Annotated in this window: 13 protein-coding genes; 1 reads left to right on the top strand and 12 read right to left on the bottom strand. The window is 61.8% G+C overall.

Annotated elements, in window-relative coordinates; all coding sequences use genetic code 11:
• Positions 1-130: 130 nt before the first annotated feature.
• The 12 genes from PG5_RS25360 to PG5_RS25305 form a co-directional block, all read right to left on the bottom strand.
• Positions 131-721, bottom strand: coding sequence for an NTP transferase domain-containing protein (locus PG5_RS25360; protein ID WP_020799927.1), 591 nt, complete (start codon positions 719-721; stop codon positions 131-133).
• On the bottom strand, positions 718-1,701 hold the full coding sequence (locus PG5_RS25355; protein WP_020799926.1) for an XdhC family protein: 984 nt from the start codon (positions 1,699-1,701) through the stop codon (positions 718-720). Before PG5_RS25355 ends, PG5_RS25360 begins: the two co-directional genes overlap by 4 nt.
• Positions 1,701-4,022, bottom strand: coding sequence for a xanthine dehydrogenase family protein molybdopterin-binding subunit (locus PG5_RS25350; RefSeq protein WP_020799925.1), 2,322 nt, complete (start codon positions 4,020-4,022; stop codon positions 1,701-1,703). The genes PG5_RS25355 and PG5_RS25350 overlap by 1 nt, the downstream gene beginning before the upstream one ends.
• On the bottom strand, positions 4,019-4,489 hold the full coding sequence (locus tag PG5_RS25345) for a (2Fe-2S)-binding protein (protein WP_020799924.1): 471 nt from the start codon (positions 4,487-4,489) through the stop codon (positions 4,019-4,021). Before PG5_RS25345 ends, PG5_RS25350 begins: the two co-directional genes overlap by 4 nt.
• Before the next feature lie 248 nt (positions 4,490-4,737).
• Entirely contained in the window at positions 4,738-5,757 is a 1,020-nt protein-coding gene (gene murB / locus PG5_RS25340; RefSeq protein WP_020799923.1) for a UDP-N-acetylmuramate dehydrogenase, read from the bottom strand.
• Positions 5,754-6,218: a low molecular weight protein-tyrosine-phosphatase gene (locus PG5_RS25335; RefSeq protein ID WP_020799922.1), complete on the bottom strand. Its 465-nt coding sequence runs from the start codon at positions 6,216-6,218 to the stop codon at positions 5,754-5,756. Before PG5_RS25335 ends, murB begins: the two co-directional genes overlap by 4 nt.
• Entirely contained in the window at positions 6,218-6,982 is a 765-nt protein-coding gene (gene kdsB / locus PG5_RS25330) for a 3-deoxy-manno-octulosonate cytidylyltransferase (RefSeq protein WP_020799921.1), read from the bottom strand. The genes PG5_RS25335 and kdsB overlap by 1 nt, the downstream gene beginning before the upstream one ends.
• Positions 6,979-7,164: a Trm112 family protein gene (locus PG5_RS25325; RefSeq protein WP_003179363.1), complete on the bottom strand. Its 186-nt coding sequence runs from the start codon at positions 7,162-7,164 to the stop codon at positions 6,979-6,981. The genes kdsB and PG5_RS25325 overlap by 4 nt, the downstream gene beginning before the upstream one ends.
• Before the next feature lie 25 nt (positions 7,165-7,189).
• Entirely contained in the window at positions 7,190-8,194 is a 1,005-nt protein-coding gene (gene lpxK, locus PG5_RS25320; protein ID WP_020799920.1) for a tetraacyldisaccharide 4'-kinase, read from the bottom strand.
• A 5-nt stretch (positions 8,195-8,199) separates the two neighbouring features.
• Positions 8,200-8,628: a biopolymer transporter ExbD gene (locus tag PG5_RS25315; RefSeq protein ID WP_020799919.1), complete on the bottom strand. Its 429-nt coding sequence runs from the start codon at positions 8,626-8,628 to the stop codon at positions 8,200-8,202.
• Positions 8,625-9,260, bottom strand: coding sequence for a MotA/TolQ/ExbB proton channel family protein (locus PG5_RS25310; protein ID WP_020799918.1), 636 nt, complete (start codon positions 9,258-9,260; stop codon positions 8,625-8,627). Before PG5_RS25310 ends, PG5_RS25315 begins: the two co-directional genes overlap by 4 nt.
• A 98-nt stretch (positions 9,261-9,358) precedes the next feature.
• On the bottom strand, positions 9,359-11,593 hold the full coding sequence (locus PG5_RS25305; RefSeq protein ID WP_020799917.1) for a DNA internalization-related competence protein ComEC/Rec2: 2,235 nt from the start codon (positions 11,591-11,593) through the stop codon (positions 9,359-9,361).
• A 136-nt stretch (positions 11,594-11,729) separates the two neighbouring features.
• Between PG5_RS25305 and PG5_RS25300 the strand changes: the two genes are divergently transcribed.
• Entirely contained in the window at positions 11,730-12,245 is a 516-nt protein-coding gene (locus tag PG5_RS25300; protein ID WP_020799916.1) for a DUF2062 domain-containing protein, read from the top strand.
• Positions 12,246-12,307 lie beyond the last annotated feature (62 nt).

The raw sequence follows: 12,307 nt of genomic DNA, 5'->3' as shown, positions 1-12,307 counted from the left end.
CTCTGTAGGAGCGAGCATGTTCGCGATGATCTCAAATGCACCGCGTGTATCCAGGTTCCCCGCGTCATCGTTGACGTCCATCGCGACGGTGCGACGATTCGACATGCTCGCTCCTACAGAGAATCTGCGATTATTTGAAGGTCAGCTTCTCAGGCACATCCACATCCCACAACACACCGGGGTCATCCACCCTCACTTCCACCACCCGTCCCTGAGCAAACAACCCCTTGGCGCCGCGATCGCCTGATAACGCCATCAATCCCGGAGCAAAACTGCGTCCAAAGCCCACCGGATGCCCGTACTCACCCTCCTGTACCGGCACGCTGACGCAGTCATCGGCTATCTGATCCACAACGCGTTCGATACTCGATGGCAGGATGAACGGCATATCTCCCAGCACCATCAGCCAACCATCAAGTTGAGCGCCTGCCGCCACCCCTGTCGCAATGCTGTCGCCCATTCCGGTCGTTTCGATCAGGACAATCTCACAGCCATAGGCCTTGCCCATGCGACTTACTTGCGGACGATCGGCCGTGGTCACCAGAAAGCGCTTATCCAGCGCGGAAGGTAGATTCACCAGGACTTGCTCGATGACCGATCGAACCGCGCCATCACGCCCCATGCAGTCAGCCAGCAGCTTGTCCTTGTCGTCGCCCGCGACTTGTCGGAAACGATTGCCCTGCCCCGCCGCCAACACGATCACCCCGATGGATTGACTCATACACCCTCCCGCAGCGGTTTCTTCTGCTTGAGCTCGATACCATTCTTGATCGCCACAATCTCTGCCATCAGCGACAAGGCGATTTCCGCCGGGCTGTGGCTGCCAATGTGCAAGCCGACCGGGCCGTGCAACCGCCCGATGGCCTGTTGCGACAGACCGAGCAGAGCCAGGTTGTCCCGGCGCTTTTGGCTGTTGACCCGGGAGCCGAGTGCGCCAACATAAAAGGCCCGGGAGTCGAGAGCCGTCAGCAAGGCCATATCATCCAGGCGCGGATCATGAGTCAGCGCAACGATAGCCGTGCGCTCGTCGGTCTGGATGTTCAGCACCGCCTCATCGGGCATGCCCGAGACAAATCGACCGTGCTGTTCCTCCCAGCCGTAGACGAATTCGCTGCGCGGATCGCAAATCAGCACTTCAAAATCCAGCAGCCGCGCCATCTCGGCGACAAAGCGAGACAACTGCCCGGCGCCAATCAACAACAAGCGCCAACGCGGGCCATAAATGGCCCGCAGGGTCTGGCCATCGAAAGCCAGCACATCGGTCTTGGCGGCGGGCCGCAAAATGACGTCCCCGGTCGCGATATCCAGCGAACGCGCGACGATTTCATGGCCTTCGCAGCGCGCCAGCAACTCCGCGACCCACGCAGGATCGCCAACGCGCTCCTCGGTCAAACGCAAAGTGCCGCCGCAGGGCAAACCGAAGCGTGCCGCCTCCTCACGGGTGACGCCATAGGTGATCAGTTGCACCGGCGGTCCGTCGGCCGCAATGCGACCGTCATGCAAACGGGCAATCAGGTCGTCTTCGACACAACCACCGGACACCGAGCCAATCACCACGCCGTCCTCGCGCAATGCCAGCATTGCGCCAGGCGCCCGGGGCGCAGTACCCCAGGTCTGCACGACGCTGTACAACATCACCCGCTGGCCGGCGCGACGCCATTCCAGCACGCTGCGCAGGACATTCAGATCGGCACTGTCCATCACGCCTCGACCTTCTGCCAACCCTGTAATTGATAACGGACCGGCAGGCTGCGGATACGCTTGCCGGTGGCGGCAAAGATCGCGTTGCACAGCGCCGGCGCAATCGGTGGCACACCCGGTTCACCGACACCGCCCAACGGCACATTGCCCGGCGGCGTTACCAGGTGCACCGCGACCTCCTTGGGCGCCAGGGACATGCGCGCCACCTCGTACATGTGGAAGTTGTCCTGCTGGACCTTGCCATCCTTGAAGCTGATTTCGCCCAGCACCGCATTGCCCAGGCCCATGACGCAGGCACCTTCGAACTGCGAACGAATCCGCTCGGGGTTGATCTGCGGCCCGCAATCCACGGCAATGTCAGCTTTGTGCACGATCAAGGTGCCATCGTCCTTGACTTCGACTTCAATCACTGCCGCCACGTAGGTCACGAAACTGTAATGCACCGCCAGGCCCAAGCCTCGGCCCTTGGGCAACTCACGTCCCCAACCGGCGGCCTTCGCGGCAGTTTCCAGTACCGTGCGCAGGCGAGCGGTATCGATCGGATAACGCTCGGGCGATTCACCGTAGTTCCATTCTTCACTCAAGGTGCGCGGATCGATCTGGCGGTCCGGGCCGAGCATTCTGACCTGGTACTTGAGCGGGTCTTCTCCGGCCTTGTGCGCCAGTTCATCGATGAAGCTCTGAATCGCAAAACCGTGGGGTATGTTCGATACCGAGCGATACCAGCCAACCCGCGTATGGACGGTGGCCTCGGGGTTTTCCAGGCGAATGTTGGGAATTGCGTAGGCCATGTTGGTGAAGCCCATCCCCAGTTCGAAGGCGGCCTCATGGTTCATGCCCGGCGCGAACAACGCGGTAATGCTCGGCGCCACCGTGCGGTGCAGCCAGCCGGAGGGCAAGCCGTCCTTGTTCAGGCTGGCCTTGAGGTATTCGGCCGACACCGTGTGAAAATAGGAACAGTGAATATCGTCTTCACGGGTCCATTGCACCCGCACCGCCTTGCCGGGGAACTCCTTGGCCAGGATGGCCGCTTCGATAATGAAGTCAGGTTTGGACTTGCGCCCGAAGCCCCCGCCCAGCAACGTCACGTTGAAGGTGACTTTATCGAATGGCACGCCCAGGCGTTCGCCGATCCGCTCGCGGGTGACCTGTGGCGCCTGGCTTGGCCCCCAGGCTTGGCACACACCGTCCTTGTAGCGAGCGATGGCAACCATCGGCTCCATTGGCGATTGTGACAGGTGTGGCAAATAGTAGGAGGCTTCCAGCATGCTGGCGGCATTGGCCATGGCGTCGTCGATATTGCCGGTATTGCGCACCACTTTGCCCGGCTTGAGCGAAGCGGCCTCGAGTTCCTTGCGGTAGGCGATCGAGTCGTAGCTGGCGTTGGGGCCGTCGTCCCATTCGATTTTCAACGCATCGCGACCCTTGATCGCCGCCCAAGTGTTGTTGGCCACCACCGCGATGCCGCCCAGGGGTTGAAACTCCGAGGGCAGTGGACGGCTTTCAATCTGGATGACCTTGACCACTCCCGGCACTTTCATCGCAGCGCTGCCATCGAAGCTCTTGACCTTGCCGCCATATACCGCCGGCCGGGCAATGACGGCGAACAGCATGCCATCGAAATGCACGTCTGCGCCGTATACCGCGCGGCCGTTGACGATATCGTCGCCATCGATGGCCCTGGTGCCTTCCTTGCCGATGTAGCGAAACTCCGAGGGCTGCTTGAGTCGCAAGCTGTCCCGGGCCGGCACGGCCAAGGCGCCGGCTGCGGCGGCCAGAGCGCCATACTCCAGTTCGCGACCGGAAGGCTTATGGATGACTTTATGCAGCTGCGCATGGCATTCGCCAACCGGCACTTTCCACTGGTCGGCGGCGGCCTGTTCCAGCATGGTCCGGGCGGCGGCGCCACAGCGGCGCATCGGTTCGTACCAGTGACGCATGCTGCGCGAACCATCGGTGTCCTGGTTGCCGAACCGCACTTCATCGCCCGGCGCCTGTTGCACCTTGACCCGCGCCCAATCGGCTTCCAGCTCGTCGGCCACCACCATGGTCAGGCTGGTCCGTACGCCCTGGCCCATTTCCGAACGGTTGCAGACAACCGTCACCGTGCCATCAGTGGCGATGCTCACATAAACCTTGGGATCGTCGATCCAGCCATTGGGCATGCCATCGGCACCAAACTTTTTCTGCGCCTCTTCGGCAAACGCGTCTTGCCAGCCCCAACTCGCGGCAACCACCAGCGCACTGGTGGCGCCCACGCCCTTGAGGAAGCCCCGCCGACTGAGGTTGCTCAGGGCGAAATCATTCGGTAACCGGCTCATGCCTTGGCCTCCTTCAGGTGAGTGGATGCCTGGCGAATGGCGGTCTTGATACGGTTGTAGGTGCCGCAGCGGCAGATGTTGCCAACCATCGCCTCTTCGATCTGTTCATCGCTGGGGTCGGGATTGGTCTTGAGCAGCGCAGTGGCGGACATGATCTGCCCACCCTGGCAGTAACCGCATTGAGCCACGGCCGTATCGAGCCAGGCTTGCTGCACGACTTTGCCGACCGGGTCGGCGTGAAGGTTGTCGATGGTGGTGACATTCTGGCCGACGACCGAGCCAACCGGCGTGATGCAACTGCGCGCCGGAGCACCTTCAATATGAATCGTGCAGGCGCCGCAAAGGCCCATGCCACAGCCAAACTTGGTGCCGTTGTAACCGGCCACGTCGCGAATTGCCCAGAGCAAGGGCATATCCTCGGTGACATCGAGTGGATGGTCTTGACCGTTGAGTTTCAGGGTAATCATGGGCACGCCCGCATAGTTATAAAGGTCATGGGGTCGAGCAATCTGCCACCGGGAGGTCGGCGGTTGGCATAACGCAGATCTACTCAGGCTAATAGGGCTCTCTTATGCCGGACGGAGACGTCTGCACCGGGCCTTTGATGGAACAAATGCAATGTATCGTTAGCTCGCTCAGTTAACCCAGCATTAACAAAAAAGCCCTGCACTTTTCATCAGTGCAGGGCTTTGAAGTCCACCTTGAAAGCGTAGCCTCAATAGCGGTTCGGCTCCATTTCCAGGTCGACATGGAAACGTTCTGAAATGTCTTTCTGGATCCGCTGCGCCAGGTGCAGCAATTGCAGCCCCGTCGCACTGCCGTAATTGACCAGCACCAGTGCCTGCATTTTATGCACGCCTGCATCGGCATCGCGGAAGCCTTTCCACCCTGCCCGCTCGATCAACCAGCCGGCAGCCAGCTTCATCTGCCCGTCGGGTTGCGCGTAGGCCACCAGGTCCGGGTATTCACCCTTGAGCTGTGCGACCAGTGCCGCTGGGACCAAGGGGTTTTTGAAAAAGCTGCCGGCATTGCCGAGCACCGCCGGGTCCGGAAGCTTCTCGTTGCGAATGCTGCAAATGGCCTGACTGACGTCCGTGGCCGTCGGATGATCGATGCCCTGCTCGGTCAGGCGCTGACGTACAGGACCGTACTCCAGATGCAGGTGGGCGGTGCGATCGAGGGTGAAACGCACGCGCAGGATCAACCAGCGCCCAGGCTCCTGTTTGAACACGCTGTCGCGGTAAGCGAAGTTGCACTCTTGCAGACTGAAGTCGCGCAGTTCGCCGGTCTGGCGATCCAGGGCGGTCAGGCCGGCGAACACATCCTTGATTTCGACGCCATAGGCGCCGATGTTCTGCATGGGGGCCGCGCCAACGGTGCCAGGAATCAGGCTGAGGTTTTCCAGGCCTGACAAGCCCTGCACCAAGGTGTGTTGCACGAATGGATGCCAGGGCTCGCCCGCCTCGGCCTCGATCACGACTTTGCTGCCATCGTCGCTGATCACGCGTATTCCGCGGGTGACCATGCGCAGTACCATCGACTCAATGTCAGCGGTCAGCAGCAAGTTGCTGCCACCGCCGATCACCAGCAAGGGCACCTGGTGTTCCCGCGCATAGGCCAGGGCCTCACGCACATCGGCGTCGCTATGGGCCTCGGCAAAAAGACGGGCCTGGACATCCACTCCAAAGCTGTTGAACGGCTTGAGCGAAACCTGGGATCGCAGTTGCAAACTCATAACCGTTCCTTCAGTTCGATCACCAGCAGGTCACTGGCGCGCTCGATCAAGTCCAGCACGTGCTCGAAGCCATGTTCACTGTCGTTGTACGGGTCCGGGACTTCCTCGACCTGCGACGGGTAGCGGCGCAGGAACAGGTCCAGCTCCGCCTTGCACTTGGGCGGTTGCAGATCCATGAGGTTGCGCAGGTTACTGTTGTCCATCGCCAGGATCAGGTCGTACGTGGCGAAATCGGCACGGGTGACCTGTTGGGCGCGTTGGGCGGACAAATCGTAACCACGGCGTTTTGCCGCCGCCTGGCTGCGCTTGTCCGGCGCGCTGCCCACGTGCCAGTCGCCGGTGCCGGCAGAGGCCACTTCGACTTGATCGGCCAGCCCCGCTTCACGCAGTTTATGCCGCAGAACGCCTTCGGCCGTGGGTGAACGACAGATATTGCCCAGACAGACAAACAGAACCCGCATCAGGCCTCCAGCAGGCGACGAACGCGCTCAAGGTCTTCAACGGTATCGACGCCGGCAGGCGGCGCGATCAGTGCATCGGCGACGTGGATCCGTACCCCGTGCCACAAGGCACGCAGTTGTTCCAGGCACTCGGTGTTTTCCAGCCAGCAAGGGCCCCAGCTGACGAAGTCATGCAGGAAACCGGCGCGGTAGGCATAGATGCCGATGTGGCGGCGATACGGCACGCCTTCGGGCATTTGCTCGAGGCTCTTGGCGAACGTGTCCCGTGCCCACGGCAACGTGGCGCGACTGAAGGTCAGCGCCAGGCCATTGAGGTCACTGACGACCTTGACCACGTTGGAGTTGAACAGGCTCTCCACGTCTTCGATCGGCTCGGCCAACGTGGCCATGCGCGCTTCGGTGTGGGCAGCCAGGTTGACGGCCACCTGGTCAATGACACTCGGCGGTATCAACGGCTCGTCACCCTGGACGTTAACCACGATCGCGTCTGGCGCCAGGCCCAGCTTTGCCGCGACTTCAGCCAGGCGATCGGTTCCGGAGTTGTGGTCTTCGCGAGTCATCACCACTTCGGCACCAAAACCTTCACAGGCCTGGGCGATGCGCGCATCGTCCGTGGCAACCACCACGCGCTCTGCGCTACTTTTGCACGCCTGTTCCCAAACGTGCTGGATCATCGGCTTGCCAGCGATCGACAGCAGCGGCTTGCCCGGCAAGCGGGTGGAGGCGTAGCGCGCAGGAATAACAACGGTAAAGGCTGAAGTCATTTATCCAGACGCTCGTCGGTGGTCAGGGTACGGGCTTCGGATTCGAGCATCACCGGGATGCCGTCGCGAATCGGGTACGCAAGGCCAGCGCCCTTGCTGATCAGCTCGGTCTTGTCAGCGCTGAGCTTGAGCGGACCTTTGCAGACCGGGCAAGCGAGGATATCGAGCAATTTTGTGTCCATGATCATTCCCTGGATAGAAACGGAGTTAAGGCAAAAGACGCGCCGGCAACAGGCGCATCAACTGGGTATCGAACCAGGCCGTGAAGGCTGGCGACGGCACGGCGTCGACCGCCAGGTACCACCAGTCGGGGGCGGCGAAGGCACGGCACTTCACCGCATCCTTTTCGGTCATCACCAATGGCAATGACGGGTTGAAATTCAAGGCCTGCGCACTGTATTCGGCGTGGTCGGCGAATGCATGCGGGACTGGCTGCCAGTGTAGCGTTTCGAGGGTCCTGAAGAAACGCTGCGGGTTACCGATCCCGGCCACCGCATGCAACGCCTGGCCCGCGGGAAAGTGATCGAGCGGGCGCCGTTCGCCGCTTTGCAGGTTGACCAGCGCCGTCGGTTGCAACTGGAAGGCAAAGCCGTCGCCGCTGTCAGCCGTTGCGCCGTTGTAGAGCACCGCATCGACACTTTGCAGACGCTCGACCGGTTCACGCAGCGGCCCGGCCGGCAAGCAGCGGCGGTTGCCCAATCCGCGGGCCGCGTCGATCAGTACCAGCTCCAGATCCCGCGCCAGGCGGTAATGCTGCATGCCATCATCGGACAGGATCAGGTCCAGCGACTCACTGTCAAGTAGGGCTTTGACCGCGCGACTGCGATCCGGATCGATCATCAACGGCACGCCGGTGCGCTGCACGATCAACAGCGGCTCATCGCCAGCGATGTCGGCGCTTTGATCCGCCTCGACCCGCCACGGCAATTGCGCTGGCTTGGCACCGTAACCCCGGCTGACCACGCCGACCCGCAGGCCACTGCGTTGACAGTGCTGGATCATCCACAGGATCAGCGGTGTCTTGCCGGTGCCGCCCACGGTGATGTTACCCACCACGATCAGCGGTACCGGTGGTTGATAGATCTCGCCCTCGCCCGCCAGAAAGCGCTTGCGCTTGTTGTTGACCACGCGGCGGTACAACCACTCCAGCGGCTGTAATAGCTTCAGGGCCGGATGCCCCCGGTACCAGGCAGCGAGCAAGCGTTCGGACATGCTTTTCAAGGCGCGGGCGGCGCCGCCTCGACTGTGGTCATGCGCAGATGGCTGAAGCCGAGCTTGCCGGCAGCGTCCATGGCGGTGATGACCGACTGATGCTGGGATTTTCCGTCGGCGCTGATGGACAGCGGTCGACTGGTATCGCCATTGGACTGTTTCTGCAGGGCATCCATCAGCGTTGCCAGGTCACTCTTGGGCAATACCTGGTTGTTCACCGAGAATATGCCATCGGCACTGATCGCGATGTCCAGTTGCCGGGGCTGGTCATCGGAAGGCGCTCCGCTGACCGCTTCGGGCAGATCGACGCGCAACTGGGTTTCACGGGTGAACGTCGTGGTCACGACGAAAAACAGCAGCAGGATAAACACCACGTCGATCAGTGACGCGAGGTTGATGTCCACATTCTCCCGTTGCTTGCGGCGGAATTTCACGCTTTGCCCCCCGCCAGGTCCACGTCACGGTCACCCTGCACGACTTCGACCAGCTTGATCGCTTCCTGCTCCATGCCGACCACCAGTTCATCGATCCGGCGTTGCAGGAAACGGTGGAAGAATACCGACGGGATACCGACCATCAAGCCGGCGGCCGTGGTGATCAGCGCTTTGGAGATACCCCCGGCCAGTACCGCCGCATTGGTGGTCATGCCCGTGCCCATGAACGCACTGAAAATATCGATCATGCCCAGCACCGTACCCAGCAGCCCCAGCAATGGCGCCATGGCAGCGATGGTACCGAGGGCATTGATGTAGCGTTCCAGCTCATGGATGACCCGCGCGGCGGCCTCTTCGATGCACTCCTTCATGATCTCGCGACCATGCCGGGAGTTCGCCAGGCCAGCGGCCAGGATCTCGCCCAACGGCGAATTGGCGCGCAGTTCCTTGAGCTTCTCCTTGTTAAGTTGCTTGTCCTTGATCCAGACCCAGACCTGCCCGAGCAAATGCTCCGGGGTCACGCGACTGGCCCGCAGGGTCCACAGACGTTCGGCAACGATAGCCATTGCCGCGATGGAACTCAGGATGATCGGCAGCATCATCCAGCCGCCGGATTTGACCAATTCCCACACAGTGACAGTCCCCTCGAAAAAGTGCGCCACTCTAACATAGGGGGTGGGCTCACCGAAGACTGTGATGTCGCATCCGGTCGGCCTTTGATCACCCAAGGTTATTTGCCCGAGGGTGGCGGATCGCGCCAGAAGCGCCGTTCTTGACGCATCGAGCGCGGTGGTTCGAAACGCCCCAGTTGCAGATGAACGGCGCCTTGCTGCGCACTGTCGTAGATGTCCATCGCGCGATGTCGATAGCGCTCAATCACCACCGGATGAGGATGACCGAAGGAGTTGCCCTGTCCACGGGAAATCAGTGCTGCCTTGGGCTGTAGAACGTTGAGCAGCGCCATCGACGACGAACTGCGACTACCGTGGTGCGGTGACTGCAACCAATCGGTAGGCACGGCCAATGGGCTGGCGAGCAACGCGCGCTCGGCGTGGGTGTCGATGTCACCGCTGAGCAGCAATCGCTCGCCATTGGCTTCGATCTGCAACACACAGGAGTTCTGGTTGCTGTCCCTGGCCTGCGGCCAGTGCCACAGTTGAAAGTTGACCCCGTCCCACGTCCACTGCCGACCGCTCTCACAGCCCTCGGCCTGCAACTCGCCAGGCAGGTCGGCAGGTTCGCCACTGAGCACCCGTTTCACCGGCAATCCATTGGCCACTGCCCGGGCGCCACCGGCATGATCGGCATGGGCATGGCTGATCAACATCAGGTCGAGCGCCTTCACACCCAGCTTGCGCAGTGCGGGCAGGACCACCCGTTCACCCTGGTCAAGACCACGCAAACGCGGACCGGCGTCATACAACAGTGTGTGATGGCGCGTGCGCACCATGATCGCCAGCCCTTGGCCCACATCCAGCTGCCAGACCTCGGCAATGCCTTCGGGCAGCACCGGCCGCGGAGGAAAAACCAGTAGTAACAGCAAAGGCCAGCCTAACGGTCGCATCGGTACGCCACGCGGCAGCAGCAACAAAAAGGCGCCCAACGTGCCGATGGCCCAGACCCATAGCGGGATGGCCGCGGGCACCCAGGCGGGAACCTTGCCGGCGACCAATGCCAACCCGGTGAACAGCCAGTCTATCAAGCCGCCCGCCAGCCACAGCAGCCACTCGCCGACGTAGGGCACCGGCAGCAAAAGTGTCCCGAGCAATGCAGGGGGCAGCACCACCAGGCTGATCCAGGGTACCGCCAGCAGATTGACCAGCGGCCCGCTAAGGCTGATCGGCAATCCCAGGACCAGCAAAAACGGTCCAAGGCCAATAGCGATCAGCCACTGGGCACGGGTCCAGGTTTGCCACCATGGCCAAGGCCCCAGGCGCCCACCGAACGTGAAGATAAGCACCGCCACCGCCGCGAAGGACAGCCAGAACCCCGGTTGCAGACTCGCCAACGGGTCCATCAGCAAGACGCCATTGAGCGCCAGCAACAGTGGCCACCAGGCACCCAGGTGGCGAAAACGCAGGCGCCATAGCAGCACCAGGCCGATCATCAGGCAGGCTCGGCGGACCGGCACTTCGAAGCCAGCCAGCAGCCCATAGCCAAGGGCGGCCACGAAAGCCAGGCTGCAGGCCCAAGGCAACCATGGTAGACGGGCTGGCCACAAGCCGTAACGGGCAAGCCCGGCGATCAACAGATAAACCAGTCCCGCCAACAAGCCGACGTGCTGCCCGGAAATCACCAACAGGTGCACGGTGCCAGTGTCTTGCAACACCTGCCAGTCTTCGCGGCTGAGCCCCGCGCCGTCTCCCAGCACCAGCGCAACCAGCACGCCAGTTCGACCTTGCGCATCCACGGCCTGCAGCCTCTGGCGGATACCGTCGCGCCAGGCCCACCGGGCTGGTGCAAGCCGCTCCCCGGCCTTGACCGTCCCGGTCGCACCGATGCGTTGCGCCAACAGCCAGGCCTCATAGTCGAAGGCATGCGGATTGAGCAACCCCACGGGTCGCTTCAGCTTGACCGCGAGCCGCCAGCGTTCGCCGCTGTTTACCGGCGGACCGTCATACCAGGCCAGACGCAACTGTCGCGGCAGGTCGGTACGGCGTGACCGACTGTCAGTCAGTTCGAAACGCACCACCCCCTCACCATTCTGTGGCAGCCCGCTGACACGCCCTTCGACCCAACGCGTTTCCCCGTCGAGGGCCGGCGACAGCCGATCATCCAGGGCCCATTGGGCATGGGCACAGGCCCAACTCAAGCCGAACAGGAAAAACGCAGCCGGATACGTCCTGAACGGCAGCAACATCAAGCCTGCCACCGGCATCAACAACCACAACCAGACCGGCGGTAACACCGGTAAAAAACGCAAGGCCAGCAAGCCCAACGCCAGCGCCATCATCCCTGTGCGCATAAGCCCGTCCTTGAGAGTCCAGTCCCTAGGCATAGTCGGCCCGACGCACGTCCGTCGTTAACAATTGTCACAAAGTCTGAATGGGTGCCTCATGGAATCCAGACATACTTGCCACCTTGATCGACCGAGAAGCCTTATGCCCCGGCGCTTATTCAAACGCTACATGCCAGACCCGACCAGCATCAGGGAACACAAGTCCTTACGCTTTCTCGGCACCCTGCTGCATGACCCGAACCTCTGGCACCTCAATCGCCATTCCGTCGCCCGGGCCATGGCAGTCGGCTTGTTCGCGGCATTCCTGCCGATTCCGATGCAGATGCTGGTCGCTGCGGTTCTCGCGATCATCGTGCGCGGCAACATGCCGATTGCGGTCAGCCTGGTCTGGTTGACCAACCCGATCACCATGCCGGCGGTGTTCTTCTGTACTTATCAGACCGGTGCCTGGTTGATGGATGTTCCCGCACGGCATCTGCCGGACGAGCTGACCTGGGAATGGATCAGCGGTGAACTATCGACCCTGTGGCAGCCATTTTTGTTGGGGTCGGTAGTGGTAGGCGTTGTGCTTGGGGCGTTGGCTTATTGCCTGGTGATGATGTATTGGCGCTGGTGGGTGGCGCGGCAGTGGCGGCGGCGTAAGCAAAGTCGGATGTGAGAGGCCGGTTGATCGTGTGCATATCCGTTGCTGCGGTAACGACTGCTTATGGTTTCGCCCTT

This window comes from Pseudomonas sp. G5(2012) (assembly GCF_000408945.1).
Lineage (GTDB): Bacteria > Pseudomonadota > Gammaproteobacteria > Pseudomonadales > Pseudomonadaceae > Aquipseudomonas > Aquipseudomonas umsongensis.
This window is presented reverse-complemented; position numbering and strand designations above follow the sequence as displayed.

Bases quoted from the DNA above. Each gene is read 5' to 3' on its own strand.
- murB (WP_020799923.1), bottom strand. From the start codon at position 5,757: ATGAGTTTGCAACTGCGATCCCAGGTTTCGCTCAAGCCGTTCAACAGC.
- PG5_RS25305 (WP_020799917.1), bottom strand. From the start codon at position 11,593: ATGCGCACAGGGATGATGGCGCTGGCGTTGGGCTTGCTGGCCTTGCGT.
- PG5_RS25355 (WP_020799926.1), bottom strand. From the start codon at position 1,701: ATGGACAGTGCCGATCTGAATGTCCTGCGCAGCGTGCTGGAATGGCGT.
- PG5_RS25360 (WP_020799927.1), bottom strand. From the start codon at position 721: ATGAGTCAATCCATCGGGGTGATCGTGTTGGCGGCGGGGCAGGGCAAT.
- PG5_RS25325 (WP_003179363.1), bottom strand. From the start codon at position 7,164: ATGGACACAAAATTGCTCGATATCCTCGCTTGCCCGGTCTGCAAAGGT.
- lpxK (WP_020799920.1), bottom strand. From the start codon at position 8,194: ATGTCCGAACGCTTGCTCGCTGCCTGGTACCGGGGGCATCCGGCCCTG.
- PG5_RS25345 (WP_020799924.1), bottom strand. From the start codon at position 4,489: ATGATTACCCTGAAACTCAACGGTCAAGACCATCCACTCGATGTCACC.
- PG5_RS25350 (WP_020799925.1), bottom strand. From the start codon at position 4,022: ATGAGCCGGTTACCGAATGATTTCGCCCTGAGCAACCTCAGTCGGCGG.
- PG5_RS25300 (WP_020799916.1), top strand. From the start codon at position 11,730: ATGCCCCGGCGCTTATTCAAACGCTACATGCCAGACCCGACCAGCATC.
- kdsB (WP_020799921.1), bottom strand. From the start codon at position 6,982: ATGACTTCAGCCTTTACCGTTGTTATTCCTGCGCGCTACGCCTCCACC.
- PG5_RS25335 (WP_020799922.1), bottom strand. From the start codon at position 6,218: ATGCGGGTTCTGTTTGTCTGTCTGGGCAATATCTGTCGTTCACCCACG.